The following is a 25224-nucleotide window of genomic DNA, read 5'->3' as shown; positions in this document are numbered from 1 at the left end:
GAATTTATAACGACTAAACATCAACTTTAGACTTAATAATATCTTTAACAGTAATATTTACATCCCCACTCGGCAAAGATAATACTGAACTTTCCCCTACTGTAAGCCCAAGTAATACTTGTCCCAAAGGGCTATTACGGTGGGTAATGCCCTCCTGATAATTGTTAAAGTTATTAGAAATTTTCACACTAACAATTTTCTCAGGATTTCTACTATCCACATATTTCACTAAATCATTTACCTCGACAAAATCATTAAAATCCTCTGCTACATTGTCAAATGCTAGTGCATATTGATTTTCTTTAACTGATGTTTTCAATAATTTAATATTTGGTTCAGTTGTATTATTCTCAATCAATGGTTTTAGATTACTCAATTTTTCGAGCAGAATTTGCATTTGCTCTTTTGAATTTTTGAACCAATCTGTTGACCAAATACGGTGTATCCTCCACCCTAAACTTTCTAAAATCTGTTGACGTAATCGATCACGATCACGACTAGATTTTGCGGAATGATACGTTGCACCATCACACTCAACTGCTAATAAATATTCTCCGGGATTATTTGGATTTTTAACAGCCAGATCTAAGAAGTAGCCTGCAACACCTAATTGTGGTTCACATTCATATCCATGTTTTGCTAATGCCTTCATTACAGCAATTTCAAAATCACTATCCGGAGCCTTACCTGTCTGTTTTTCTTCATGTAAGAAACCTGTCTCACAATATCTCAAAAATGCTTTTAGGGCCGATACTCCTTTACTACTCGTACCAGATGTCAAGATATCTGTAGAATTCATTGAAGAGATAATATGCATTCTCTTCTTCGAACGAGTAAAGAGCACGTTTAAACGTCTCCACCCAGAGCTCTGATTAATAGGACCAAATCGTTGAAATACTTTTCCACCAATCTGACTAGGCCCATAAGTCATCGAAATAACAATAACATCCCTTTCATCACCCTGAACATTTTCAAGATTTTTGATAAATATAGGCTCAAAAGATTTCATTTTTTTATCATATAAACTCTGTAATAAAGAGTTTTCAGATACTTTAAGCTCTAGCTGGTTTTCAATTTCATCTCGTTGCTGGCTATTCATTGCAACAATACCTAACGACTCTTCTCTGTCTTGAAGAATCAGTTCACATACTTCATTAACAACAGCTTGAGCTTCCTCATAGTTACGTCCTGAATTGAATGTACCTGAGACTTTTTTGAATCGAATGCCTAATTCAGGCGAACTTTGTATTGCTGAAGGAAATAAAATAAGGTCAGAGTCATAAAAATGCTTATTCGAAAATGCAATTAAAGATTGATGTCGCGAACGATAATGCCAACGTAAGCGTCTCTGTTTAAACATTGAAACTGAATCTAAAATACTTTCTGCATCTTCAACTCCTACTAAATCCTCTTCGTCCGTATCATCCAAGTTTATAGAAGTACTAAAGAAACTTGTTGGAGGTAATTGTTTCGGATCTCCTACAATAATCGCACTTTTACCACGAGCCAAAGCACCAATGGCATCTTCTGGTAGAATTTGAGATGCTTCATCCATAATCACTAAATCAAAATCAAAAAGACCAGGCTTCAAGTATTGAGCTACAGACATAGGACTCATCATGAAACATGGTTTCAATGCCTGGATCGCATTGGGTGCCCGCTCAAGCAAAGACCTAATAGGTATATGTCTCATTTTTTTTAAAGATTCTTTAGCTATGAGAGAATATTCAGTTAAATCTGATACGCGACCATAAGCAATTCCTTGAGGTACATCAACTGTTGCTGCATTGCTAGCAATCTGTTTTCTCTGCAAAGCTATTAATTCATTATCATAATTCTTAAAATCATCAACCATTGTTGATAATTCCATCCCATTAAATTTCTGAATCAACGTATCAGTATTGATAATATGCTTTGCTAAAGAACAATATACAGAAAGCTGTACGGTATCGACTAATGAATAGCTCTCTAGTGAACCATTTTCCAACTTTCCAATAATATTTTTCAATCCTAAAGCTTCAGCTTTAGATTTAACTGTTTGATAATTACTCCAAGTAAATATCCAATCTTGATTATCCAAGGCTAGATCATTCCTTTTGATCAAATTATCAAAAGAAGTTTTATGTAGTTCGATCCATGATTCATCTACATCTGAATGATCTTTAAACTTTATTTTGAATTTAGCCTCATTATTAAAATGAAATGCAATTTTACTATTAACTTCTTTGAAGTTTTTATAACTTTCCGAATTTAAAATCTCTAACAATTTATGTTTAATAACATCATCACAATCAGAAATTACTTTCAATAAATTCAAAGCTTTATTTGCTCTACCTATCTCATAATGATTAGCCTTACCTTTAAATTCTTTCAACTCCCATTCATTGCATATTTCTGGGTGACTGCTCTTTATTTCTTCAAATCTAATTAAATTATGAAGATTTTCATTAAACAAATTTAATTTATTTTCAATAGTTAAAAGTGAATTATTCTTATTAACAATTAATGCCTGAAGATTATCCTTTAACTCTTTAAGATCGGACAATGTAGATGAAATATCACTTGTCTCATTAACAATCTCATGAATATTTTTTAAACCTTTAATTTTATTATTATATAAAGTAGAAAATTCCTCCAATAGATTTAATGAGATTTTAATTTTTGGTGCAATTTTGCGATCATATTCTTCAATGATAGATTGAATCAAATTGCTTTCTAGTCTTAAGATAGCAGAACCAATCTTTACTCTCTCATCAAAACCAACACCATAATCATGACGAATACCTTTATACCATTCACGTAAAGTTTTTATATCATCTAAAGGTGTATTAACACCATCATACATATGACCTAAAATTTTATATTTTTGATTTAAACTATCAGCTATATTGATGTTTTTTCTAAAATCAATTAATTTAGAAAAGTTATTCTGTATCTCACCAAATGGAGTATTTTCATTTTTACTCATACCTGTGATGAATTTTCTTGCTTTCCACCATCGTCTAGTAAAATACTTAAAGAATCCACCTATACATACATTTTTATAATTTACTTCCAAATCATTTAGGTCTGGTAAATTATCTATATTATAAATTTCCTTACAATCTGGATAATTTTTTTGTAGTTGATTAAATACAGGCTCAAATTCCAATATAAATTGATCAATATTAGATTCATCAAAAATTTCATTTCTAATTTTTAGCAATTCAAATGGCAAAGATTTCAAATGAGTTACTAATAACTCCATATCCTTGAATTTTTCCTCAGAATACCCAAAAACACTCTTAAGTTCATAAGGTATATTATTTTTAACTAATTCAATATCAGGACTTAAATCAATTAATGATTTTCTAATATTTTCCAAACGATCTATTGCTTCTACTAATTCATTGAAAGAGATAATTTTATCTAATTTATTACTCTTATTAATCAAATCTTGAATATCATTAATCTGTTGAATATCCAAATTTTCTAGGAATTTCTCATCAAATGTAGAGGAAATTTCAATATAGTTTTTATTTATTGTAGAATATAAGTTAATATATTCCTCTAAAATATCTATTTTCGAAATTAATTGATGTATTAATTCATAAGATATTTCTTCATCACATTCTGGCAATTTATTCGCATTTACAACAATTTTTTCAACATACTCTAAATTGAAATCATCAATAGAAAATACCTCCGTAATTAAGGACTTTATTGATTTTAATTCTGTATTCCATTGCTTAAGTGAATTAATAATTTCAACCTTATCTGAATCGATTAGATTTATTTTATTAACTCCAAACCAGTAATGTTTAAAAATATTTTTATCTATACTCTGATCACGAGTTTGTATAAATGCATTTTCTAATAATCGCCCACAGTCGATATAACTATAAATTTCATCTTGACTTAATGCACTTATATTTAAATTATCAATTAACACCTCTTCAGGATTTATATCTAACAATATTTTCAATTTTGCTGATTTAGCTAGAATTTCATGCACTGTAAGTTTGGTTGCACCCCATTCCTTATTAACACTCTTAACATATTGATTTAAATTATTCTTACATAAATCTAATTTATTTTTTGTTACTTGCAATTGATTTGGCTTTGTATACTGTCCTATTTTTTTATATTGGTCACTTAAGTCGTGTAATATTTTTAATTTATTAGATTTATGGCTATGTAATTCTAAACAAAATCCACCTAGATCTGCTTTATCTAATCTATCTTTTACTACGTTTAAAGCAGCCATTTTTTCAGCAACAAAAAGTACTTTTTTTCCATTATTGATAGCGGCAGCAATTAAGTTAGTAATAGTTTGCGACTTACCTGAGCCAGGAGGGCCTTCAATAACTAAGTTTTCACCTTTTACAGCATCAATAAGTGCACTATGCTGGGAACTATCAGCATCATAAATTATTGGAAATTTTTCATTAATATCAGCAATATCATCTATTTCATACTCTATATCGAAACTATGGTTCTCTCTTTCTTTTGCAACTTTGCTGAATAATTGTTGAATTACTGGATGTTGTTCAATTGAATGACCTTCTGGCCAAATGCCAGGATCCAAGTCTTGATACATAGCTTGCTTTGTAAAGTTGAGCAAACACATGCACACTTTACGTTGAATTTTCCAACCTTTTTCATGGGCTAAAATATTTTTTTCGATTAAGTTAAAATAATCTTCTGGTACTATATCTTCATCTAATAATGGCAATTCTAATCCGAATTCATTCTTTAATTTCTCATGCAATGTAACATTACTGAGGAGCCCATCATCTAGCATAGAAATTTCAAAATTATCATAACCTCCATTCTTAGTTTTTGGTTTTTTCTCTATTTTGATTGGTAAAGTAAATAATGGAGCTAACCTTCTCATTGAAGAATCTTTACTTTCCGCCCACTCTAAAAAGCCAATCGTTATATATAGAACATTAGATCCAGTCTCACTAAGAGATGATTCAGCTTGCTGTTTTATATGCTTAATTCTAGTTTCTAAATCTTTTGGATAGAGCAAACTTTGCAAACAATCACTATCAGCATGTATTGAAGTACAAAAATCATTTTGCTGTAAATCAAAGCTAGTTTGATAGCCCAAATGCTTTGCCCATGATTCGACTGTAGGAGCTAAGTCTTTTAAATTAGAATCTTTTTTACTTTCATTCTGATAATAAGCCTTAATTTCAGCATCTGTTGGTTTTGGAATTGCTGCTAAATCTATTGTTTTTTTATCACTTAATGCTTTGAATACTGCATTTGGAGTAGTTTCAATAAATTGAAGGCACTTACCTCTAGGAAACTTATAATTTAATAATGCATTTCTTGAGCTTAAATCCAATAGTCTTTTTCGGATTGACTCTAATGAATCATATGCAAATGTTGTAGCGCCTTCAGTCATATAATTCTTAAAAACCTCTAGAATTTAAAGCAATATTTTTATATATTTTATGATAGCAATTTGATGTTTATATTGATAGTCAATCTAGCTCTTCTAACCAGGTTGCTTCACCGCTCATCCAATATCACTCTTTAATTTTAAAAATTAATTTATAATTAATTAGCTTAAATCATCAGCATCCTGTACCCTCCTCTTTTTCTAACTTATTAATACCGCAATAGTACCCACTAAATTTTTGGGGTCAGATCATTGGGCTAAGATCACATTAAATTCTATTCAAAAAACTTCGCAGCCATGTTATCTAATCTCTCTTTCACTACCTCCCAATCAGGCATAACTTGATTCAATAGTTGGTAGAAACGCTCACTATGATTATGTTCAACCAAATGACAAAGTTCATGCAGAATCACATAATCAATGCAGATTGTAGGCGCTTTAACTAGATGAGGATTGAGCGTAAGTACACCTGATGGGGAGCAGTTTCCCCACTGTGTTCGCATGGTCATCAAACGAATATCAGGGTAATTTTCAACCCATAAAGCTTGTTCTAGAATATGTTGCAAACGTGCTTCGAATATGACTTTTGCTCGGCTTCTATACCATTCATTTAAATAAGATTTAATACTTTCAAGACCCATATCCAAGGTGTTTACCTCCAATCTTCCTCTCAGAAGTTTTACACCTTTTGGCTTGGTATCATCATGAATCACTTTCAATTGATATTGTTTACCCAAATAAAAGTGGCTTTCACCACTTTTATATTTGCGAGGCGTGATAAATCTACTTTGTTCACGGAACTCTCGTAATTGTTTATAGATCCAACGACTACGCTGCTTTACCGCTTCAATAATTGTTTGATCATCTGTATTTAACGGTGTTGATACAACCACCCGACAATCAGCATAGACTTTAATCAGTATCTTTTCAGTACGACTAGGACTTTCAAGCACCTCAAAATCAAGAACTTCATCACCATAAACAATGCTTAACTTTCTCTCTGGCAGCGTATTCATCCTAGAGCCCATTCAACCCGACCCGAGTAATTTGTACGATCATTTCCACAATTTTTTTGGCTTGATCCATACCACTCCCAATGGATTTACATTCACGGAACATCTGCGGTAATAGTTTTTTACGGATATCTGCTTCAATATTTTGTGGATTAATTGAGTTTTCAGCTACAGAACTCATCACAGAACGATCAACCTCAAAAGCGAGTTGAATCCACTTATCTTGATTCTGTTGATCTGTTATCGAGAATGCCTCAGGCAAGAGTTTTTTGAAGACACCATAATAAGCTTGAGCATGCTTATTACCACTGAACACATCAGGAATTTCATCTAAACGACGAGCTTCAACTTGTTCTTCAAATTCTCTAAAAAGCATGTGTTGCTTCAAAGGGTGATCGAACTCTTTCTCAGCTTCTTCGATGACTTGACGTAACAACTTAGAGAAAGCCTCCTGAGCATAGGGGTCATCACGTAACTCTTGCTCAATCATCTTCGTTACACGTGTTTTGATGATATCCGTTTCATTACGTGTTTTCTCTTCACTCCAATCTTCAGGCTGAGCCATTTTACCCATCTTGCCGACTTCATAAACTCCATCAGGGTCTTTAACTTCAATGCCCACAACATGTTTATCAAGAAGTTTTTTGACTTGTTCAGCATATTGATCATAGTCAACTGTCTCTCCAGCATCTCGTTTCACAATCTGACGTAAGCTTGTAAATAGTTTGACTGTTTCCTTATAGTGCTGACGATCTGCATCAGAAAAGCTTTTATCTTCAAAGAAGGTTGCTGACTGCAATGCAACTTTTAAACAACTGGCAAATTCTGTAAGTGCTTCATAAAAATCATCACGAACTTTCAAATGAATATCGACTAACTCACCCTCACGTTCTTCAATGCGTGGGACTAAAACTTGGCGCAACTGCTCTGGATCATTTTTATTTTTAACATCAGCAAAAATTGCCCAAAGTGCTTTATACAAACGAGGTAATCGTTTGTATTCAGAACTCATTTGGGTATATAAGCCTGTAAGATCATTAATATCATAGCCACCTTGGGTACGTGCAGCGAGATCTTGATAATCCAGAATTGTGGCATCCAATTCTTTTAAAATACCTCGATAGTCAATCAATAAACCAAACTTTTTCATCGGATGAAGTCGGTTTACACGCGCAATTGCTTGAATCAGATTGTGCTGTTTTAAATTTTTATCAATATAAAGAACAGCATTTTTAGGTTCATCAAAACCTGTTAAGAGTTTATCCACCACTATCAGTAATTTCAGCGAATCATCTTTTTCAAAACGCTCAATCACTTGTTTGGTATAGGCTTGCTCATCTTGAGTGCCGACATTCTCTTTCCACCATTGAGTCACTTCAGGGGTAGTCGATTCATCAACATCAGTATTCCCTTCACGACTATCAGGTGGGCTCATCACCACAGCAGACTCAAACAAGCCTGCTTCATCCAAGTACTTTTTATACTTAATCGCTGAAGCCTTGCTATCGCAAGCAAGCTGTCCTTTTAAACCATCATCAATATTTTTCACAAAGTGATTGGCAATATCTAACGCAATCAGGCGAATACGATCATCCGCAGTATAAATTTCACCTTTTCTCGCAAATTTACGTTTTAAATCTGCTTTTTGCTGATCATTTAAACCTTCTGTTATCCGTTCAAACCACGTATCAATCGCTCGTTCATTGACATCTAAATCAGGAATTCGTTCTTCATAGAGCAAAGGCGTTACGGTTTTATCTTCTACCGCTCTTTGCATCGTATACGCATGAACAATAGGACCAAACTTGTTAATGGTCTTTTCATCTTTAAGCAATGGTGTACCTGTAAATGCCACGAATGCCGCATTTGGAAGTGCGAGTTTCATACGCACATGGTTTTCACCACCTTGGCTTCGATGCCCTTCATCAATCAAGACAATGAAGTCTGAACTTGTATTGACACATTCAGGAAGTTTGGTTGCTGAGTTAAATTTCTGAATCAAAGAAAACATGATTCGCTCTGTGCCTTTGCCAATTTGTTCAGCCAAGCGTTTACCTGAAGTCGCCATGGCGTTTTGCTTGTCTCTTTTCCCTGTCAGTTCGCCACCAGAAACAAAGGTTTTACTCAGTTGATCTTCTAAATCAACACGGTCAGTAACAACCAAGATACGGCATTGTTTTAAAGCCTCATGCAAGATCAAAGCTTTACTAAGAAAGACCATGGTAAAAGATTTACCTGAGCCCGTTGTATGCCAAATCACACCACCTTCACGACCACCCTTGCTATTCTTAGTACTAATTCGCTCAATGAGTCGTTTAATACCAAAAATTTGCTGATATCGAGCAACAATTTTTCCTGCTTTCTTATCGAAAAGCGTATATAGGCGAACCATTTCGAGTAGTCGTTCAGGCTTTAATAGACTAATCAGCAGTTGATCTTGACCTGTAACAGCTAAGTCTCCACCTGCAATTAGGTTTTCATACCAATTTAAGTCATCGACTGGACGATAAGAAAATAGGCTCTGTTTTTGTGAAGCAGTTAATTTCTTATTTTTAAGCGCATACATCTCTGCATCAGAAATATCTTCTTCTCGCCACGCTGCCCAAAACTTAGCAGGGGTATTACATGTGCCGTAACGCCCTTCATGTCCATTTATAGAAAGCAGAAGTTGACTATAGGCAAAAAGATGTGGAATTTCATCAGGTCGCTGATTACGAAGCGTCTGAGAAATGCCTTCATTAATCGTTGGACCTTTCTTAGCCTGACTATCAGGGCGTTTTGCTTCAATTACCCCTAAAGGAATACCATTTACAAAGCAAATGATATCGGGTCTTCGTGTATCTACACCACCTGAGCGTGTGACAGCAAATTCTTCAGTATATGAAAAATCGTTGTTATGAATGTTATGCCAATCAATGAGTGGAATCGTCGGGCTAACCTTTTTTCCATTCACAAATTCAGTTACAGGAATGCCGTAGAATAAATGGTTATACATTTTTTCGTTGGCGGTCAGTAGCCCTTCATTCAAGGCAGGGCTACAGATTTCGGCAATTAAGTTATCAATCGACTTTGCTGAGAGTGGATATTCTTGACCCGCAAATGGAAAAGTACGTTTAGAGAGTTCTTTACGTAGAATTTGGCGTAAGACAACTTGGTCTTGCTTTCCATCACGGGCAGCAAGTGCCTGTGATGGCGGTAAAAATGACCATCCCAAGTTAGTCAACAAGGCTAAAGCAGGCAGTTTTGCACTATATTCTTCTTGAAACTTAGGTAAATAAGAGTTCATATAAATTCAACTTATCCTAATTGTTTAAAAACTTCTTCAAACCATAAAGCCTCATTTGTAGCTCTAGTCTTTGGATCTACGAGAATCACTTTTACATTATCCAAATTTGAATCTAGGCGAAGTTTTTTCTTAATTTCTCTAGCGTTCTCTTTTGGATCTACGGTAATGATAAAAAGTTTCTTATCATTTTTTTCAATAAGTTCTCTGAATAATCCATTAATATGACTATCATCTTTATTGAATCCAAATCCTATCGATATAATTGCTTCTACATCTTTATAGGCATCGAATAACTCTACATAACGTCTCGACATTTCTACCGAAGTTAAGGGTTTCAGTCCACTTTGAGTAAGCATAAATGGAACTAAAATTTGCTCACTTTCATGCAAATCTTTATCTTCAATCTGAATAACTTCATTTTTATAGGGATTATAAAAATCTTTCGTACTACCATTTAAATGAAACACATTAATAGGGGACATATCTAAATCATCTGATATTTCTTTAAATAGGTTGTTATAGTTAGATGTACCAATAACTTCTACTTCTTGACCAGAATCTATTAAACCTTTGACATCGTGATAGTAACCAAAATCAGGCAAATCTGTTGGCTTCTGCGCAATAATATAATCATGGGCAATTTCCATAAAAATCGCCATTCTAGTGAATTTAGCCCATTCCGTTGATGGTGAAAATAAGTATCTAAAATGATCATCAATTAATTTTTGATAATCTAAAACGCTACAAAATATATTTTCTAAAATTTGTTGAGTTACCGCAGAAAATAGATCAACTAAACCTGCTTCTTCAGTTGTATTGAATGTTCTTTTTTCACTCAGCAGTAGATCCAAGGCAGTTGAACCAACTCGATCAAACTCCAAACGAAACATACCAAAAATATCATCAAAGATTGGTAAATCATCAGGTGCTGACTCGAATAATTCCTCATTTAAATTTTGAACAAAGTCTTGCCCGTATGCACCAACTAATAATTGCAAAAAAGCAATTACATATCTTCGTAGATCAGCACAATTGGGTTTTGAACGAATAATTTCCAAAGCTGCTGAATAATATTCAGTTCCAAATAGTTTCACATCTTTGGTCAATTTTTCATTAATTTTAATATCGTGCTCATATAAGACTTCACCGATATCTTTATCCATCTCATCAGAAAACTTATCTTTAAGTAAGCTTTCTTCAATTTCTAATTGCTTACAAGCCGATGTAAATTCATTATCAAAGTCATTTAATTTTTTAATAATTTCACTTCTTTTATATTGAATTGATGACTCAATAATGCTGGTAAACTCATTTTTACCAAAAGCAAAAATGCTTTTTTTCTCATAATCTTTTGGCAACCATGATGTTGCGTAAGGACTACGAATGTCAATCTTCGACAACTTCTCTCTAAATTTCTTTTTATATGGTGTAGCATCTTGTCGAAATAAATCGATTGCAAACTTTCCACCACTTGGAAGTCCATAACCGATCTCTGCACCAGCACCAAAAAACAATCCTACTTTCATTTTATTCCCCCATTTATAATTACAACTAATTTGAAATTTACGTATTCTTAAGCAGCTTAAAACTCAACTGATAACGATAAAACTCAATATTCTGAGCCACACTCAAAGCACGACGAATTCTTAAGTCATCTTCTAGTGCGATGATGACACCCTTAACTTGCTGATCCGCCTCAGCCAATTCATCTTTGACATAGCCCATATAACGCTGAATTTGCCCCACCACACGATCACTTGCACGACCACGTTTAAGTTCAACAACAAGCAACGTCTTTTTATCCTTACTGATTGCCAAAATGTCGATAGGTCCTGTATCTGAAGGATACTGCTGACCGACCAATTGACCTTCTTCGGTATAAATGTCGTATGTTTCACCCAACTCAGTTTTAGACCAGTTCTCCACCAAGAAATGCTCTAAATGCTTTTCTAAAGCAAAAGCGGTTGGGTCTTCGAGTACTTCATCAGGTTCGAGATGCTCAACCGTTTCTTTGCCATTAATGAGCGATTTAAGCTCTTCTGCATACTTGGTTAGATTACAAACTGTACCGACTGATCCCGATGAGTTCTTTAGCTCTTGAGACATCAGTTCTCTAGGTAAAGTTTGTTCAAACCATTCGACTTTTCTACGATGGCTTAACTCACCAGAAGGCACGTAGTAATAGTCTGAAATGACTTTACCAACTAAGTAATGACCATCCCCACGAGGTGTAAGGATAATGTCACCTTGTTTAATCCCTTTTGAAAGCGTATGTAACATGCCACATGCTAAGCCTGCCGAAATCTTAGTTTTGTCAGGTAAAGCTTCAAGATAAACAGGAATAAAACGATGATTAAACTCACGCCAATCATCAGGTAACTCATGGGTTAAGTCTTGGTCAATGTTCCAGTTGGCGGCAATAAAGCCGCCTTCTAGAAACTCTTGAGCAAATACAGACTTCGCACCCGCCATAATGCGGTAATAGCTAGGATTGTTTTGCATCATTAAGCAGCCACTTTGACACGTTTTTTACCTGTCAAAAGCTGTTGCATAAGAGCATTTTTTTCTTTTTTTAGAAATCGAAGTTTTTGCTTAAAAATTTCAATTTCACGATCAGCATCTGACAGTACAGATGCAATTTTTTGTTGCTCTACATAACTTGGTACATCAAGTTTTAATGAAAAAAAATCACTAGGCTTAACATTTAGTAATCCATGAGCGCGCCCACCTTCATGAGCTATTTGAGATAACCCTTTATTTAAAAGTCCAGATTCAAAATAATGCTCCCAAAAGTCGCTATAAGATTCATCCTGATTTGAAATCTCAAAACATATGTATAAAGTTGTAACTACTCCATCATCATATTTATTGAGACGTTTAATCGCTCCCATGGGATAGCCATTTGAGTAACTTTTATTGTATGCAAACTGTCCTTTCTTGAGTAAGAAATAGTCATCCAAAACCTCAGAAGCAACAGATTTTTTAAAGAAATCTTCTTGCCTAATAAGACCTTGTTGAGCGGAAATAGTGACAACATTATTACTTTGACCACGATTTTTAACTGTGACTCTATTAAATAGTTGTGAGAGCTTCTTTTTTTCCCATTTCTGGCAAAAATTTTCCCCCTTTCCATCTATTAATCTTTTTTTACCCACCAACAATTCTTGCACTAATGCTTTCTTTTGCTGCTGACTATTCTCTAGTAATTTACTTACAACTGTAATAGCCTGATCCCATGTTGCTAGAATTTGAGAAATGTTTTTCTGCTCATGAGTAGGAGGTAATAAAATAGGATAATTTTTAAAATCTGATGTATTAAGGTTACCCTTTCCTCCACCAACAACCAAGCGCATAGCTTGGTAAGCTCCATATTTTGAATTCAATAAATGGTTTAAAAAATCCGATTCTAGTAACTCTTTATTTGGTGTAACAATTAACGTAGTAAATGTTTGTGCACCATCATATTCATTTGGTACAACGCATGTTAAACCAACATTTGAACCTGTATGTACTGTAATTACATCTCCAGCTTTAACTCTTTTGTTAGGATGTTTTTTAGAAAATTCAGGCGTGAGATATAACATTTCAGTGTCATCAAAATACCCCTTTTTGATATTTTGATTTCTAATAATAGGGACACCAGCCGAAACATAGTAATCAGTCACAGATGTAGCAAGCCCAACTATTACTCTATCTGATACTTCAGATAAAAATGTTTTTTTCCATCCATTAGGCACCATAACCCAACTCCTCTAAATATTTCGCCATTTGCACTTCAAGCTCAGCAAGTTGTGTCTTTAACTGCTCACGCTCAGCACGTACAGCAACCAAATCAATCTCAGCTTCCTCTTCAAAAGTATCCACATAACGAGGAATATTCAGGTTGTAATCGTTGTCTTTCACTTCCTGTAAAGTCGCCAAATACGCATACTTATCTACGCTTTTACGAGCACGATAGGTTGCAATAATCTTAGCAATATTCTCTTCAGATAAGTTGTTTTGGTTTTTACCTGACTTAAACTCACGGCTTGCATCAATAAACAAAACCGAATCATCAGACTTTTGTTTTTTGAAAATTAAAATTGCAGCAGGAATACCCGTACCGTAGAACAGCTTTTCAGGTAAACCTATCACCGCATCTAATAAGTTTTCGTTAATCAATTTCTCACGAATCTTACCTTCAGATGATCCACGGAATAACACACCATGTGGAACCACAACACCCATACGACCAGTAACAGGTTTAAGCGTCTCAATCATGTGTGAGATAAAGGCATAATCACCTTTGGTCTTTGGCGGTAAACCACGACGGAAACGATCAAACTTATCATTCTCAGCTTGCTCATAACCCCATTTATCTAATGAAAATGGTGGGTTTGCTGTCACAATATCAAACAGCATTAAATCGCCATTCTTATCCAATAATTTTGGATTACGAATCGTATCGCCCCACTCAATTTTGTGGTTATCTTCACCATGCAAGAACATGTTCATCTTAGCTAATGACCAAGTTGAACCAATCGCTTCTTGCCCGTAGAGTGCGTATTCTTTGCTGTTATGATTTGATACAACTTTACGACCACACTTCATCAACAATGAACCAGAACCACATGCAGGGTCACAAATGCTGTCACCTTTTTGCGGATCAAGTAACTCGGCAATTAAGTCCGATACTTCAGGTGGCGTATAGAATTCACCTGCCTTTTGACCACCACTTGCAGCAAAGTTTTTAATTAAAAATTCGTAACCGTTACCAATCACATCAAGTGAACCTACACGGCTTGGTTTGAGATCCAACTCAGGCACAGCAAATACTTCTAAAAGATCTTTTAGAATCGTATTTTTTTGCTTTTCTTCGCCCAATTTATCGGTGTTAAACGAAATATCTTGGAAAACGCTTTTGCCTACATCTTTGAGCTTTGTACCATTCGCTTCTTCAAGCGCATGTAAAGCCATATCAATACGTTCACCATTGCTGGGTTCAAAGCGACGCTCATGCAAAGTATAGAAATTTGATTCACGAGGCAGGACAAAACGCTCGTTTTTCATCATTTCTTCAATCAGTTCAGGCTCATCACCATATTCATTTTTATAATTGTCGTAGTGATCTTGCCATACATCCGAAATGTACTTTAAGAACAACATCGTCAAAATATAGTCTTTATAGGTATCAGCACTCACTGTGCCACGGAATACATCACATGCCGACCAAAGGGCTTTATTGACTGTATCTTGATTAATTTGAGTAACCATTATTTGTTTCCTTGAAGCAGTTGTTTAAACATGCCCATCATCATTTGTTCACGATTTTTAAGTAATTGCTGAGTCAAGATCTGCTCTTGCTCCCAAAGACGGTTTAATTCGATTATGCGTTGCTGAATGTCCAAGCTAGGGACTTCAACCTCAAACTGGTTGACTGTTGATACACTAAGCATCGGCATCTTAGAACCCTGACTTTCTTTGCGTAACTCGTATTGCACATTAGGTTGATTCAAGTACCAGCATAAGTATTCCGGCAGTACATTTTGATTTGGCATCAGAATCAAAAACTGGCTACTCACAATTAGTGGTAGTGCTTTGGATTGATCTTGATAGCCTACAAAATAATGTGCCTTGAGATACTCTCCACGACAGGGCAACAATACAGTCTCAGGCGAGACGATGGCATTATCTTTACCATGCCAACCAATTTGCGGTAAAGCATCAGCAAAAAGCGTATAGCCACATGTATCCGTTGCAATGTTACGAATATCTTTGATCTGCAATACATGGGCATTGCCTGAATCAACTTCTTCAACCTTTTCACGGAATGTAAAACCCGTTCGAATTTCTGCAAGATCGCTAAGTTTTATGAATCTCTTTAACTTTGACATAAATATTTACTCTGAAAGAGAGTGAGCCATCCTTGGCTCAGTCCACTTAAGATGCGTTACCAACATATTTCTTTAGCCAATCAGTCATTGATTTGTCTTTATCTGAATCCAAATTTACCCAAGCCGCATCTCGTTGCAAACGAGTCACTAATAAACCATCATCATTATCTAGCGCCTGTCGTAGATCATTCAAAATCTGCATAGCAGATTTATCAGAAGCAATAATCCAACAAGATTTTAATGGTCGACACCATGTCCCATAAGCCTTAATTTTTTTATTAAGCTCTTCATAGTTACGTTGTTTACGCAGGTCATAATTGATCTGATATACTTTCATTTGTTCTTAACTCCTAATGTTTAGTCGCGTTAATAGTTTTGAATTCGATGACAGGCGGCCACCTGTCATCACTATTTTTTTACAGTAGAACGATTATGCAGTTCAACCTAAAGCTGATGTTAGGTTGAATTTTAGGTTATGTCAAATTTATTTTTTGCAGTAGACGATCTATGATTCACGAAAAAAAGGGATTCTTGCTGATTAGACTTAATAATTTGAAGTTCGAGTATAAGAGAAAAATTCTAACTAATTCATAGATATAAACACTTAATTTTTTAATAAAGCTTATATCTTCATTTCTTACTCTCTCTCCACCTATTAATTTTATGGGGTCATTTAATTATTATGAGTTGGAATGCTAAAATTTTAGATGTAGCGTGATCTCTTCGTTGGCATTAAATTTCATAGATTTTATTTATGATAAATTACACTAAATCATAAAAAGCATTCTAAATTTCAAGGATCAAACTTCTCGTAGCAAGTCGCCCGTATCAAAAAACAGATAGAATTCATCTTAGAACTATTCAAAAATCTTAAATAATTAAAATCCAGCTTAGGTTGTTAGCATTCACACGAAAATAAGTTCATATCAAACATTTGTCCTAATAATATTTAAAACACAAATTTGAGATTCTAAATAAGTCAGTTTTTGCTGACTTTTCTTTTTAAACTGAAGGATAGTGTCTTTTAAGATAGGATACTCTTTCATATATTTATCAAAAAAGTTAATTTCTAGACGGATTTTTTCTATATTTAAATTTACTTCAGCAAATTCACTTTTCAATTTATCCTTAAAATCAATCGTAATATCTTGTTTTAACAAAAAATTATTTAGCGATGAAACTGAGTAATTTGAAGTATATCTGTAATTATGATGAGTACGCTTAAGAATCATCAAATCACAATTTACTAGCTCCCTTATAATACGATATGTACGTTGATAACTATTATTCGACGAAAACTCTGGGTTTTCTTTTTTAAAACCATTAAAAATTTCTTTAAACTCACTGTCTCTAAAATTTTGATTCGACAGATATTCAACCAAATGATAACTAAGTTTATGATTTAATGACATAAAATAAAACACCCAGTGTACAATAATAAAAAATATCCCATTTTGGGATATTTATGAAGATAGTACAACATTTTGAGCCATGAGCTCAATACATGATCCTAGGTATAGGAAAGTTATTAACGAATTAATAGGACTACGTGAGTCGAAAAAAATAACTCAGGTACAGTTAGCTTCGTCTTTAAAAAAGCCTCAATCATATGTGGCTAAAGTTGAGAATTTTGAAAGAAGATTAGATTTCATCGAACTTTATGATTGGTTGAATGCCATTGATAGCAATTTCATCACTTTCTTTTCAGAATACTTTTCTGAATAATCTTAATTTAATTAAATTCTTGCACAGTCTGTTTCGTGCATTGAAGAAGTCTAATGAGTTTTAATACACCTAACTTTTTCAATTAACTACAGATGTGTCTCATTTGATATTTGAATCTTCTAAATTGAACTTAAAGCAATATTTCAGTTTTGTATTTAAAAAAATAGTAGTTACAATCTCTGCTCTTATTTGACAATCATTTTATTAATTAGGAAAAGATCACATATAGGTAAGGAACAGGAAGATGCCGAGCGTGATGCCATGCTGAACGAAGCAGGCTATCAGGTCTATCGCTATACCGATATTCCAAGTACCCACAACTTAAAAAAAGACATTTTAAATTAACTCCATTTCGACATAAAAAAGCCACCGTATGATGCGGTGGCTGAATTCAGTATCGATCTCAATTATTTCTGGCTTGCTGTTCAGATAGCTCTACAGTGGGCTTAGAAGCAGCCTGTTCAGCTGCTTCACGGGCTTTGATCCGTTCCAGCATTTCAGCCTGCTGCTGTTGATATTTTTGCTGGTTTTTCTCGTCGCTACTGACTGCCAGATAGGCCATAGAGACCAGAAAAATCGGGATAAGTAAACCAAGACTCATCAGAATAATCATCTTCTTGGGATTGGGCTTCGCGCCTGACTGCGACATAATCAATACCTGTCAATCTATATACACACTAAATTTGCCTGTCCAATATAACAAAACCCTGTGCTGTCTCAACAGATCATTCACCTGCTTTGTAAACTCGCATCAAAAAAGCCGGTCGAAACCGGCTTTTTATCTCTACAGTCAGACAGCAAGCTGAATTTGCTGCAATACCTCTTGCAAGGTTTTAAGATAATCAAAGTCTGCTTCAGGCTTGTCTTGCATTCGCCAAGCCACATAACCATCCGGACGTACCAGTACCGCACCCGCTTCATGGATTTCAGATTTCTGGTTCCAGGTTCCGTAAACATCGCGGTATTCGCGGGAACCAATCTGAATCACATCCAGATAAGGTAAATTCATAGCATGCACCGCATTTTTCCAGCCTGTACCAGACAGCCCGGTCAACAAGGTAAAGCGGCCCTGTCCTACGATATCTAAGGTCGATTGCTTCTGTCCTTTGGCATTAATCAGCCAGGTATGCGGCACTTTTGCCCCCGGGCGTGTCGTTGCCTGCAAGTAAAGCTGCGAATCTTGCATAAAGGTTTCCGCTGTCGCCTCGGCAATCACAGCATTTGAATCATAACGCTGATTCAGCTCTACCCCTTGGGCATTAAATTCGAAATGCTTAATCTCGAGCGCCTGGAATAATTTTTGACGAATCTCGGCACCCGCGTCATCTTCAGCGAAAATTCGCTGCAACATTTCTACCTGTGTTGTTACACCATGATCAAAACCAAAGACTTCTTTGAGATGCTTATAATCGAAGCGGGATTGATTAGCACGGGCGACTATCTGCTTGCCTACAGGTGCACGCTCACGAGTATAAGAATCCAACAAGCTTTCTTTGGCCCAGCCTTTCACCGCATAGGCCAGTTTCCAGCCGAGGTTAAAGGCATCCTGCATGCAGGTATTCGAGCCTAAACCACTGGATGGTGGATGACGGTGTACGGCATCACCACCACAGAACACACGACCTTTGGAATACTCTGTCGCCCAGGTCTGATTGACATACCAATACGACAGTTTTTGAATTTCTACTTCTTCAACTTCAGTCCCAACAAAGGCATTCAGGCGAGCACGAACCTGCTCCTCAGTCACCTGCGGCTCACCTTTGGAAATATCAAAGCCCCAACCCATAATCCACTCATTCCATGGGGTAATAGCGCGCAGTAGCCCCATACCCAAATCACCAAAACTGGCTTCGGGGTTAACAATCCATTGCAGGATTGCTGGACGATGCTGCACATATTGGCTTAAATCCGCCTTGAAGGTCACATACACAGTACCGGCACGCGCCATGACGCCTTCAAGCGGCAGATTTAACTGCTCGACAATTTTAGAGCGTGCACCATCCATACCCACCAGATATTTGGCACGTAAGCTAAACTCGGTATTGGTAATCCGGTTTAGAAAGGTTGCCGTCACACCGTGTTCATCCTGAGTATGAGACAGATATTCTGTATTAAAGTTATAAATCGCACCACGTTCGGCGGCATTCTTTGCTAACAATGCTTCCATTTTCGGCTGGATCAGATCCACCAATGGACAGGGACTGCCCTTGATATAATCACCATGTCGTTCATCACCAGTACCCCAGGCACTTAAACGGGCAATTTCCTCCCCGACCAGACTGGTGGTAATCAGGCTTTCCCCCATCTGTTCCCAGGGCGTGGCAATCTGCTTGACCTGTTCTTCTACGCCGAGATCACGCAACACTTCCATGGCCCGCTGATTGGTAATATGTGCACGTGGACTGTTGGCTAGCCAGCTAAACTGGGTAAAAAGCTGGACTTTAATACCATAATTGGCCAGTGCCAGTCCCAAGGTTGATCCCGCAGGACCTGTTCCCACCACCAGCACATCCGTATCAAATTGCTCAGACATCAGCTACTCCTTTTCAATGTCACCCTTCAGCTGTCTGATCTCAGTGTATGCAACCACGTTATTTTGCAGAACACCCATAGACTTAAACTATGGTTGCATAGTTTTTAGGTCTGCCACATTTCATAATCTGATTTGCGGCATCAGCTCAGAAAGAGACTGTGCAATCGGGTTTATAGGTGTGGTGAATTATGGAATTACGTCATTTAAGATATTTTGTCAGCGTGGTTCAGCAAGGCAGTTTTACCAAGGCTGCTGAAAAAATGTTTACTGCACAACCTTCATTAAGCCAGCAGATTAAAGACCTGGAAGAAGAAATCGGCGTGTTACTGTTTGACCGCTCTGCTAAAAAAATCCGTCTGACCGATGAAGGTGAAGCCTTTTTACCTTATGCACAGAATGCACTGGAAAATGCCCAGCTGGCCATATCCGCTGCACGACAGGTGGCTTATAATAAAAACAACCAGATTTATATCGGCTTTTTAAATGTGGCAGAACTGAAGGTCATGCCCTTAATTCTGGATAAACTCAAACAGCAAATTCCGGATCTACAGATCCATGTGCAAAGTCTGACCTGCCTTGAACAAATTCAGCGCCTCAAGAATGCTGAACTCGACCTGACCTTTACCCGTTATGCTGTGCAGCATGATGATTATGAGAACCTGTGCTTGCTGACTGAAAAAATCTATGTCGTGGCAGCAAAGAAACTTCATCCTTCTAAACATCAGATTAACCGTGAATACTTGAGCAAACAGAACATCATCATGTGTGAACAAAGCACCTCACCGGTTTTCTATGAAAAGATCAATAAACAATTACAGCTCAAACATCTACCACATCATCAGATGCACTGGGTGACCAATGTTCTGCAACATATCAACATGATCAATATGGGCTTGGGCTTTAGTTTCGTTCCGGAATACCTGCTAAAATTTCTCGGCGATCATGTGCAAGTGATTGCGACCGATTTTGAACTTCCAACCTTGCAGCTGTATGCCAGTTTTAGAAAAAATTCAAAAAATGCCGCATTACAGTTCATTACTCAGGAACTAAAGATACAAAGTCAGTTGAACTGATGTCGCAGCCTACATTATAACCCATAATAAAAAGTATCCATACGGATAATTTTTTATGACGATTTTTACTTCAAATAATCATTAAAACAAAGCGAGAAAAATTCCGGCAAAAATCATAACACCTACCCAGCGATTATGACGGAATGCCCAAAAACAGCGCTGCGGATCACGGTCATGGGTTTTGCTCCATTGGTAGATAAAATCTGCAGCAACGCATAGCAATGCGATTAAACCAAATGGCATCAACAGACTTTCCAAATACAGAGCACTGCCAATCAATATAAGGCTGATGACTTGCAATAAAGAAATAATTTCAATGTCATATTTGCCAAATAAAATCGCTGTGGATTTTACCCCGATCTTCAAATCATATTCACGGTCGGTAATGGCATATTGAGTATCATAAGCCACTGTCCAGGCCAGATTACCAAAGTACAGAAGCCAGCAGGTTAAATCCGGTATCTGTCCAACTGCGGTATAGGCCATTGGAATGGACCATGAAAATGCCGCGCCAAGAAAGACTTGTGGCAAGTGGGTATAGCGTTTCATAAACGGATAGATAAATGCCAGAAACAACGCCCCAAATGACCAGTAAAAGGTTTCAATCGGCAAAAAGAACAACATACAGGCACTAGCAGCAACCAGAGCTAAAAATACATATATTGCTTCTTGAGCACTGATAATTCCGGTCGCCAGTGGACGGGTTTTAGTCCGTTCCACATATGCATCTACTTTCCGGTCAGCAAAATCATTAATGGCACAGCCTGCCGCACGCATAAAAATCGTGCCCAAAATCATGGGAATCAAAATGCTGATGGATGGCATACCCTGATTGGCAATCCATAACGCCCACATGGTTGGCCAAAACACCAGTTCCGTACCAATCGGCTTATCAAAACGACAGAGATAATAATAAGCTTCCAGGCGTTCACGCCAGGTAATTTGATGCGCAGTTGCCATGACCATCCTTAACCAGATTACTGTTTAATTTTTTGTTGAATAAATTGCTCAAATGCAGGTAAAAAAGTTTCCTGCACAATAAATTTACAACCATGCCAAGTATAGCAACTTTGCCGTGTCCAGCCATCTTCCAGCAGAATGACACGACGCTGACATATAGGGTTTGTGCGTTGAAATAAAAACCATCCTATAGGTTTTTTACCAATATGCTTAAAAAGGCGTGCCCGACGCTGCAAGCTTAGGATTGGAAAAATGCTTTTCGCTTTGACCCACGGCTCTGCATCACAACCATATAAATAGCTTTCACGTACCCAAGATGTATGCTGATGCGGCATATTCATCCATTGTGCATCGGCACGTAGAAGCCGCTGATAGTGCTCTTCAATAGGCTGGACCTTGAATACCCCACCCGCAAAATCGGTTAATTGTTGTGTCAGTGAACCTGAAGCATATAACCACGATTTTAATGCAGGTAAAATAGTTGAATTTTGATTTGCGTATGCAAGCGGTTCACGCATAACCATAAAGCTCTTAAAAATATGAAAATTTATACATAGTTTAAATGATATTCAGAAGACTGGAGCTTACTTGTTATCATTTAATTTAAAATGAAATTTTGGTTTAACTGTTGTCTGTTTTGGCGATGACTTCAAATTTTCCCTGCGGAGTTTTAATTAAAATCATGCCTTCGGCAGTTAAATAAAAACTTTTAGGATAAGCATAATCCAGAGCCAGTTCAGGATTTTTCAGAGCAACGAACTCAGCTTGCTTATAGCCTTCCACTGTTCGCCCAACCTCAATATAAGTCACTTCTGAAAAGTTCAGTTTAAATCCTTTTTCATGATCCTTTGGATCAATCCAAGGAAAGAAACCGATGTGCTTTTTACGCTGCGCCATAGTCGTGTACATACTTCAAGTAATTGAATAGATCATACAAAAAAAACCCGCGACAAGCGCGGGTTTTTCTTGAACCTAAATTCGAATATGAATTACAGGCTGTAATACATATCAAATTCAACTGGGTGAGTAGTCGTGTTCAGACGACGTACTTCTTCAGTTTTAAGTTCGATATAGGCTTCAAGCATTTCTTTAGTGAACACGCCACCTTTAAGCAGGTAATCATGATCCGCTGCAAGAGCTTCAAGCGCCATATCCAGGCTGTGAGCCACTGTAGGGATTTTAGCTTCTTCTTCAGGAGGAAGATCATACAAGTTCTTGTCAGCAGCTTCACCTGGGTGAATCTTGTTTTGAATACCGTCAAGACCAGCCATCAACAATGCAGCGAAACCTAAGTACGGGTTCATCATTGGATCTGGGAAACGTGCTTCAATACGTTTGCCTTTAGGGCTAGAAACGTAAGGAATACGGATAGAAGCAGAACGGTTACGTGCTGAGTAAGCAAGCATGATTGGCGCTTCAAAATGCGGAACTAAACGTTTGTACGAGTTAGTAGATGGGTTAGTGATTGCATTCAATGAACGAGCATGCTTGATCACACCGCCGATGAAGTACAATGCCATTTCAGAAAGGCCTGCATATTCGTCACCAGCAAACAGGTTCTTGCCATCTTTAGAGATTGACATATGCACGTGCATACCAGAACCGTTGTCACCTACCATTGGTTTAGGCATGAAAGTCGCAGTTTTAGCATATTGGTGTGCAACGTTCCAAACTGCATATTTAAACTGTTGAACTTCGTCAGCTTTACGCACCATAGTATTGAAGCTCACACCAATTTCTAACTGGCAAGATGCAACTTCATGGTGATGTACTTCTACACGACCTGGACCCATGATGTCTTCAATACGGGCACACATATCAGCACGCATATCTTGTGAAGAATCTACAGGAGGAACTGGGAAATAACCGCCTTTAACACGTGGACGGTGACCAGAGTTACCAGCTTCGTAATCTTTACCAGTAGACCAAGCAGCTTCTTCAGCGATCAATGTGTGGCGTGCGCCAGACATGTCGATGTCCCATTTTACTTCGTCAAAAACGAAGAATTCTGGTTCTGGACCGAAGAATGCAGTATCACCGATACCTGTTGATTTTAAGTATTCTTCTGCACGGCGAGCGATAGAGCGTGGGTCACGTTCATAACCTTGACCAGTAGATGGCTCGATTACGTCACAAGTTACCACAACTGTAGCTTCAGCGAAGAACGGGTCAAGGAAACATGTTTCAGCGTCTGGACGCAAGATCATGTCAGATGCTTCAATGCCTTTCCAACCAGCAATTGAAGAACCGTCAAACATTTTACCGTCTTCAAAAGTATCTTCGTCGATTGTATCTGCAGGGTAAGTTACGTGCTGCTCTTTACCCTTAGTATCAGTAAAGCGAAAATCGACCCATTTTGCGCCACTTTCTTGGATGAGTTGAAGGACCTTGTTCGCCATGCTCATTTTGCTCCGATGATTTTTTGTTGCACCTGCTAAGTGCGTGTTAGTAGTTGGTGTCTATAAAGCAATTCTCGTACCAACTTTTAAAAAGCAAAGCTAAAATATTGAATTCTTTATCAGAATAGAAGATTTGAGCCTTTTGCTTTGTTGCTATTATACTGTGTGTAAATCTAAATGCACCATATTCAAACACTCATAATCACATTTACTTGAAAAGTAGCTTTTAGTGTATCAAATTGGTGCATATTTATTTTTCCCTTTTATAAGAGTCCTATTTTTCTTGCGATTTGCCTGAATATCCATTAGTTCTGCTTAAAATAAATTCTTAATAATTTATTTTCTGTCATGTTAATGATTTCATTATTGAATATTTTCAGCATTTTCTATTTCAAGCTAAAACTCACCTAAAGCATAAATACAAGCTATCTTATTATTATAGATATGTTTTTTATTTTTGGCCCTTAAATTGCAGATATTTCAAACAGTCGAAAGCGTGAAATACTCTGCGCCATTTTGGTGACAAGCTGCCAATCTGATTGCAACAGTTTTATGAACCTTTATGAAGCCAAACTTCAATCACATTAATTTAACTAGCGCCATACTTACTTAAAAATAGTTTATTACTAATACAAACTAAGTATCTTATATTAAGCTTTTAAATGGAGGTAGTACTTGTAGCGTATTTTCAAAATAACATAAGATGATTAACCTCATCTTCAATGAATTTTCTTCAACATAAAATGCAAATAAATCAGCTTATTCTCATGTAGTGATTTCTATAAAATCATTAGACCTCTTGCGAAAGTCAAAACCACCTCAATCTAAGTTTCATGAGATATCAGAACTTAAACCGTTTTTCAGATTCTGAATTTAAACGCTTGGTTGGCGTACCTCGACCAGTTTTTACCGAAATGGTAGAGGTTTTAGAAAAAGCAGAATCACTCAAAAAGAAATCAGGTCGTCCTCA

General features: G+C 36.6%; 18 protein-coding genes and 2 pseudogenes. 4 read left to right on the top strand and 16 right to left on the bottom strand.

Going from position 1 to position 25224, the window contains the following annotated elements; translation table 11 throughout:
• Positions 1-13: 13 nt before the first annotated feature.
• The 10 genes from FTT83_RS11260 to FTT83_RS11215 all read right to left on the bottom strand — a co-directional run bounded on the left by FTT83_RS11260 (position 14) and on the right by FTT83_RS11215 (position 16976).
• On the bottom strand, positions 14-5395 hold the full coding sequence (locus FTT83_RS11260; protein WP_180176614.1) for a DUF4011 domain-containing protein: 5382 nt from the start codon (positions 5393-5395) through the stop codon (positions 14-16).
• Positions 5396-5667: 272 nt separating this feature from the next.
• Positions 5668-6408 (bottom strand): M48 family metallopeptidase, encoded by a 741-nt coding sequence (locus FTT83_RS11255; RefSeq protein ID WP_180176613.1) that lies wholly within the window; start codon positions 6406-6408, stop codon positions 5668-5670.
• 1 nt (position 6409) lies between these two features.
• Positions 6410-9691, bottom strand: a complete 3282-nt coding sequence (locus tag FTT83_RS11250; protein ID WP_180176612.1) for a type I restriction endonuclease subunit R — start codon at positions 9689-9691, stop codon at positions 6410-6412.
• An 11-nt stretch (positions 9692-9702) separates the two neighbouring features.
• Complete coding sequence (locus FTT83_RS11245; protein ID WP_180176611.1) at positions 9703-11217, bottom strand: hypothetical protein; 1515 nt, start codon at positions 11215-11217, stop codon at positions 9703-9705.
• A 37-nt stretch (positions 11218-11254) separates the two neighbouring features.
• On the bottom strand, positions 11255-12196 hold the full coding sequence (locus tag FTT83_RS11240) for an endonuclease NucS domain-containing protein (protein ID WP_180176610.1): 942 nt from the start codon (positions 12194-12196) through the stop codon (positions 11255-11257).
• A complete protein-coding gene (locus FTT83_RS11235) occupies positions 12196-13431 on the bottom strand; it encodes a restriction endonuclease subunit S (RefSeq protein ID WP_180176609.1) in 1236 nt (411 codons plus the stop codon). Before FTT83_RS11235 ends, FTT83_RS11240 begins: the two co-directional genes overlap by 1 nt.
• Positions 13421-14944, bottom strand: a complete 1524-nt coding sequence (locus FTT83_RS11230; RefSeq protein ID WP_180176608.1) for a type I restriction-modification system subunit M — start codon at positions 14942-14944, stop codon at positions 13421-13423. Before FTT83_RS11230 ends, FTT83_RS11235 begins: the two co-directional genes overlap by 11 nt.
• Positions 14944-15564 carry a restriction endonuclease subunit S gene (locus tag FTT83_RS11225; protein WP_180176607.1) on the bottom strand — a complete coding sequence of 207 codons (621 nt, stop codon included), beginning with the start codon at positions 15562-15564 and terminating at the stop codon, positions 14944-14946. Before FTT83_RS11225 ends, FTT83_RS11230 begins: the two co-directional genes overlap by 1 nt.
• 46 nt (positions 15565-15610) lie before the next feature.
• On the bottom strand, positions 15611-15901 hold the full coding sequence (locus FTT83_RS11220; protein WP_111884418.1) for a hypothetical protein: 291 nt from the start codon (positions 15899-15901) through the stop codon (positions 15611-15613).
• Between the two features lie 589 nt (positions 15902-16490).
• The gene (locus FTT83_RS11215) at positions 16491-16976 is read right to left on the bottom strand and encodes a hypothetical protein (protein WP_180176606.1); all 486 of its coding nucleotides are present in this window, start codon (positions 16974-16976) and stop codon (positions 16491-16493) included.
• A 79-nt stretch (positions 16977-17055) separates the two neighbouring features.
• Here FTT83_RS11215 and FTT83_RS11210 point away from each other — a divergent pair, with 79 nt between their 5' ends.
• Together FTT83_RS11210 and FTT83_RS11205 are read left to right on the top strand one after the other, a co-directional pair.
• Positions 17056-17289, top strand: a complete 234-nt coding sequence (locus tag FTT83_RS11210; protein WP_180176605.1) for a helix-turn-helix transcriptional regulator — start codon at positions 17056-17058, stop codon at positions 17287-17289.
• Positions 17290-17478: 189 nt separating this feature from the next.
• Positions 17479-17634, top strand: a pseudogene (locus FTT83_RS11205) (DUF559 domain-containing protein); the annotation flags it as partial.
• A 58-nt stretch (positions 17635-17692) separates the two neighbouring features.
• On the opposite strand, the gene FTT83_RS11200 reads toward FTT83_RS11205, so the two are convergent.
• Positions 17693-17938: a hypothetical protein gene (locus tag FTT83_RS11200; protein ID WP_086194990.1), complete on the bottom strand. Its 246-nt coding sequence runs from the start codon at positions 17936-17938 to the stop codon at positions 17693-17695.
• A gap of 141 nt (positions 17939-18079) precedes the next feature.
• Entirely contained in the window at positions 18080-19822 is a 1743-nt protein-coding gene (locus FTT83_RS11195) for an FAD-dependent monooxygenase (protein WP_180176604.1), read from the bottom strand.
• Between the two features lie 188 nt (positions 19823-20010).
• Here FTT83_RS11195 and FTT83_RS11190 point away from each other — a divergent pair, with 188 nt between their 5' ends.
• Entirely contained in the window at positions 20011-20895 is an 885-nt protein-coding gene (locus FTT83_RS11190; protein ID WP_180176603.1) for a LysR family transcriptional regulator, read from the top strand.
• Positions 20896-20976: 81 nt separating this feature from the next.
• On the opposite strand, the gene ubiA is transcribed toward FTT83_RS11190, so the two are convergent.
• The 4 genes from ubiA to glnA all read right to left on the bottom strand — a co-directional run bounded on the left by ubiA (position 20977) and on the right by glnA (position 24260).
• On the bottom strand, positions 20977-21855 hold the full coding sequence (gene ubiA / locus FTT83_RS11185; RefSeq protein WP_180042702.1) for a 4-hydroxybenzoate octaprenyltransferase: 879 nt from the start codon (positions 21853-21855) through the stop codon (positions 20977-20979).
• A 17-nt stretch (positions 21856-21872) separates the two neighbouring features.
• A complete protein-coding gene (locus FTT83_RS11180; protein ID WP_086194986.1) occupies positions 21873-22373 on the bottom strand; it encodes a chorismate lyase in 501 nt (166 codons plus the stop codon).
• A 103-nt stretch (positions 22374-22476) separates the two neighbouring features.
• Positions 22477-22752 (bottom strand): hypothetical protein, encoded by a 276-nt coding sequence (locus FTT83_RS11175; protein ID WP_180042703.1) that lies wholly within the window; start codon positions 22750-22752, stop codon positions 22477-22479.
• 92 nt (positions 22753-22844) lie between these two features.
• A complete protein-coding gene (gene glnA, locus FTT83_RS11170) occupies positions 22845-24260 on the bottom strand; it encodes a type I glutamate--ammonia ligase (RefSeq protein WP_171263131.1) in 1416 nt (471 codons plus the stop codon).
• 827 nt (positions 24261-25087) lie between these two features.
• Here glnA and FTT83_RS11165 point away from each other — a divergent pair.
• Positions 25088-25224, top strand: a pseudogene (locus tag FTT83_RS11165) (IS5/IS1182 family transposase); the annotation flags it as partial.

The organism is Acinetobacter sp. YH01018, from assembly GCF_013420295.1.
GTDB lineage: Bacteria > Pseudomonadota > Gammaproteobacteria > Pseudomonadales > Moraxellaceae > Acinetobacter.
This window is presented reverse-complemented; position numbering and strand designations above follow the sequence as displayed.

What these genes read in the sequence shown, in the direction of transcription:
- FTT83_RS11200 (WP_086194990.1), bottom strand. Translation starts at nt 17,938, where the DNA reads ATGTCGCAGTCAGGCGCGAAGCCCAATCCCAAGAAGATGATTATTCTG.
- FTT83_RS11220 (WP_111884418.1), bottom strand. Translation starts at nt 15,901, where the DNA reads ATGAAAGTATATCAGATCAATTATGACCTGCGTAAACAACGTAACTAT.
- FTT83_RS11175 (WP_180042703.1), bottom strand. Translation starts at nt 22,752, where the DNA reads ATGGCGCAGCGTAAAAAGCACATCGGTTTCTTTCCTTGGATTGATCCA.
- FTT83_RS11225 (WP_180176607.1), bottom strand. Translation starts at nt 15,564, where the DNA reads ATGTCAAAGTTAAAGAGATTCATAAAACTTAGCGATCTTGCAGAAATT.
- FTT83_RS11240 (WP_180176610.1), bottom strand. Translation starts at nt 12,196, where the DNA reads ATGATGCAAAACAATCCTAGCTATTACCGCATTATGGCGGGTGCGAAG.
- FTT83_RS11180 (WP_086194986.1), bottom strand. Translation starts at nt 22,373, where the DNA reads ATGCGTGAACCGCTTGCATACGCAAATCAAAATTCAACTATTTTACCT.
- FTT83_RS11260 (WP_180176614.1), bottom strand. Translation starts at nt 5,395, where the DNA reads ATGACTGAAGGCGCTACAACATTTGCATATGATTCATTAGAGTCAATC.
- FTT83_RS11245 (WP_180176611.1), bottom strand. Translation starts at nt 11,217, where the DNA reads ATGAAAGTAGGATTGTTTTTTGGTGCTGGTGCAGAGATCGGTTATGGA.
- FTT83_RS11250 (WP_180176612.1), bottom strand. Translation starts at nt 9,691, where the DNA reads ATGAACTCTTATTTACCTAAGTTTCAAGAAGAATATAGTGCAAAACTG.
- glnA (WP_171263131.1), bottom strand. Translation starts at nt 24,260, where the DNA reads ATGAGCATGGCGAACAAGGTCCTTCAACTCATCCAAGAAAGTGGCGCA.
- FTT83_RS11215 (WP_180176606.1), bottom strand. Translation starts at nt 16,976, where the DNA reads ATGTCATTAAATCATAAACTTAGTTATCATTTGGTTGAATATCTGTCG.
- FTT83_RS11195 (WP_180176604.1), bottom strand. Translation starts at nt 19,822, where the DNA reads ATGTCTGAGCAATTTGATACGGATGTGCTGGTGGTGGGAACAGGTCCT.
- FTT83_RS11255 (WP_180176613.1), bottom strand. Translation starts at nt 6,408, where the DNA reads ATGAATACGCTGCCAGAGAGAAAGTTAAGCATTGTTTATGGTGATGAA.
- FTT83_RS11230 (WP_180176608.1), bottom strand. Translation starts at nt 14,944, where the DNA reads ATGGTTACTCAAATTAATCAAGATACAGTCAATAAAGCCCTTTGGTCG.
- FTT83_RS11235 (WP_180176609.1), bottom strand. Translation starts at nt 13,431, where the DNA reads ATGGTGCCTAATGGATGGAAAAAAACATTTTTATCTGAAGTATCAGAT.
- FTT83_RS11210 (WP_180176605.1), top strand. Translation starts at nt 17,056, where the DNA reads ATGAGCTCAATACATGATCCTAGGTATAGGAAAGTTATTAACGAATTA.
- FTT83_RS11190 (WP_180176603.1), top strand. Translation starts at nt 20,011, where the DNA reads ATGGAATTACGTCATTTAAGATATTTTGTCAGCGTGGTTCAGCAAGGC.
- ubiA (WP_180042702.1), bottom strand. Translation starts at nt 21,855, where the DNA reads ATGGCAACTGCGCATCAAATTACCTGGCGTGAACGCCTGGAAGCTTAT.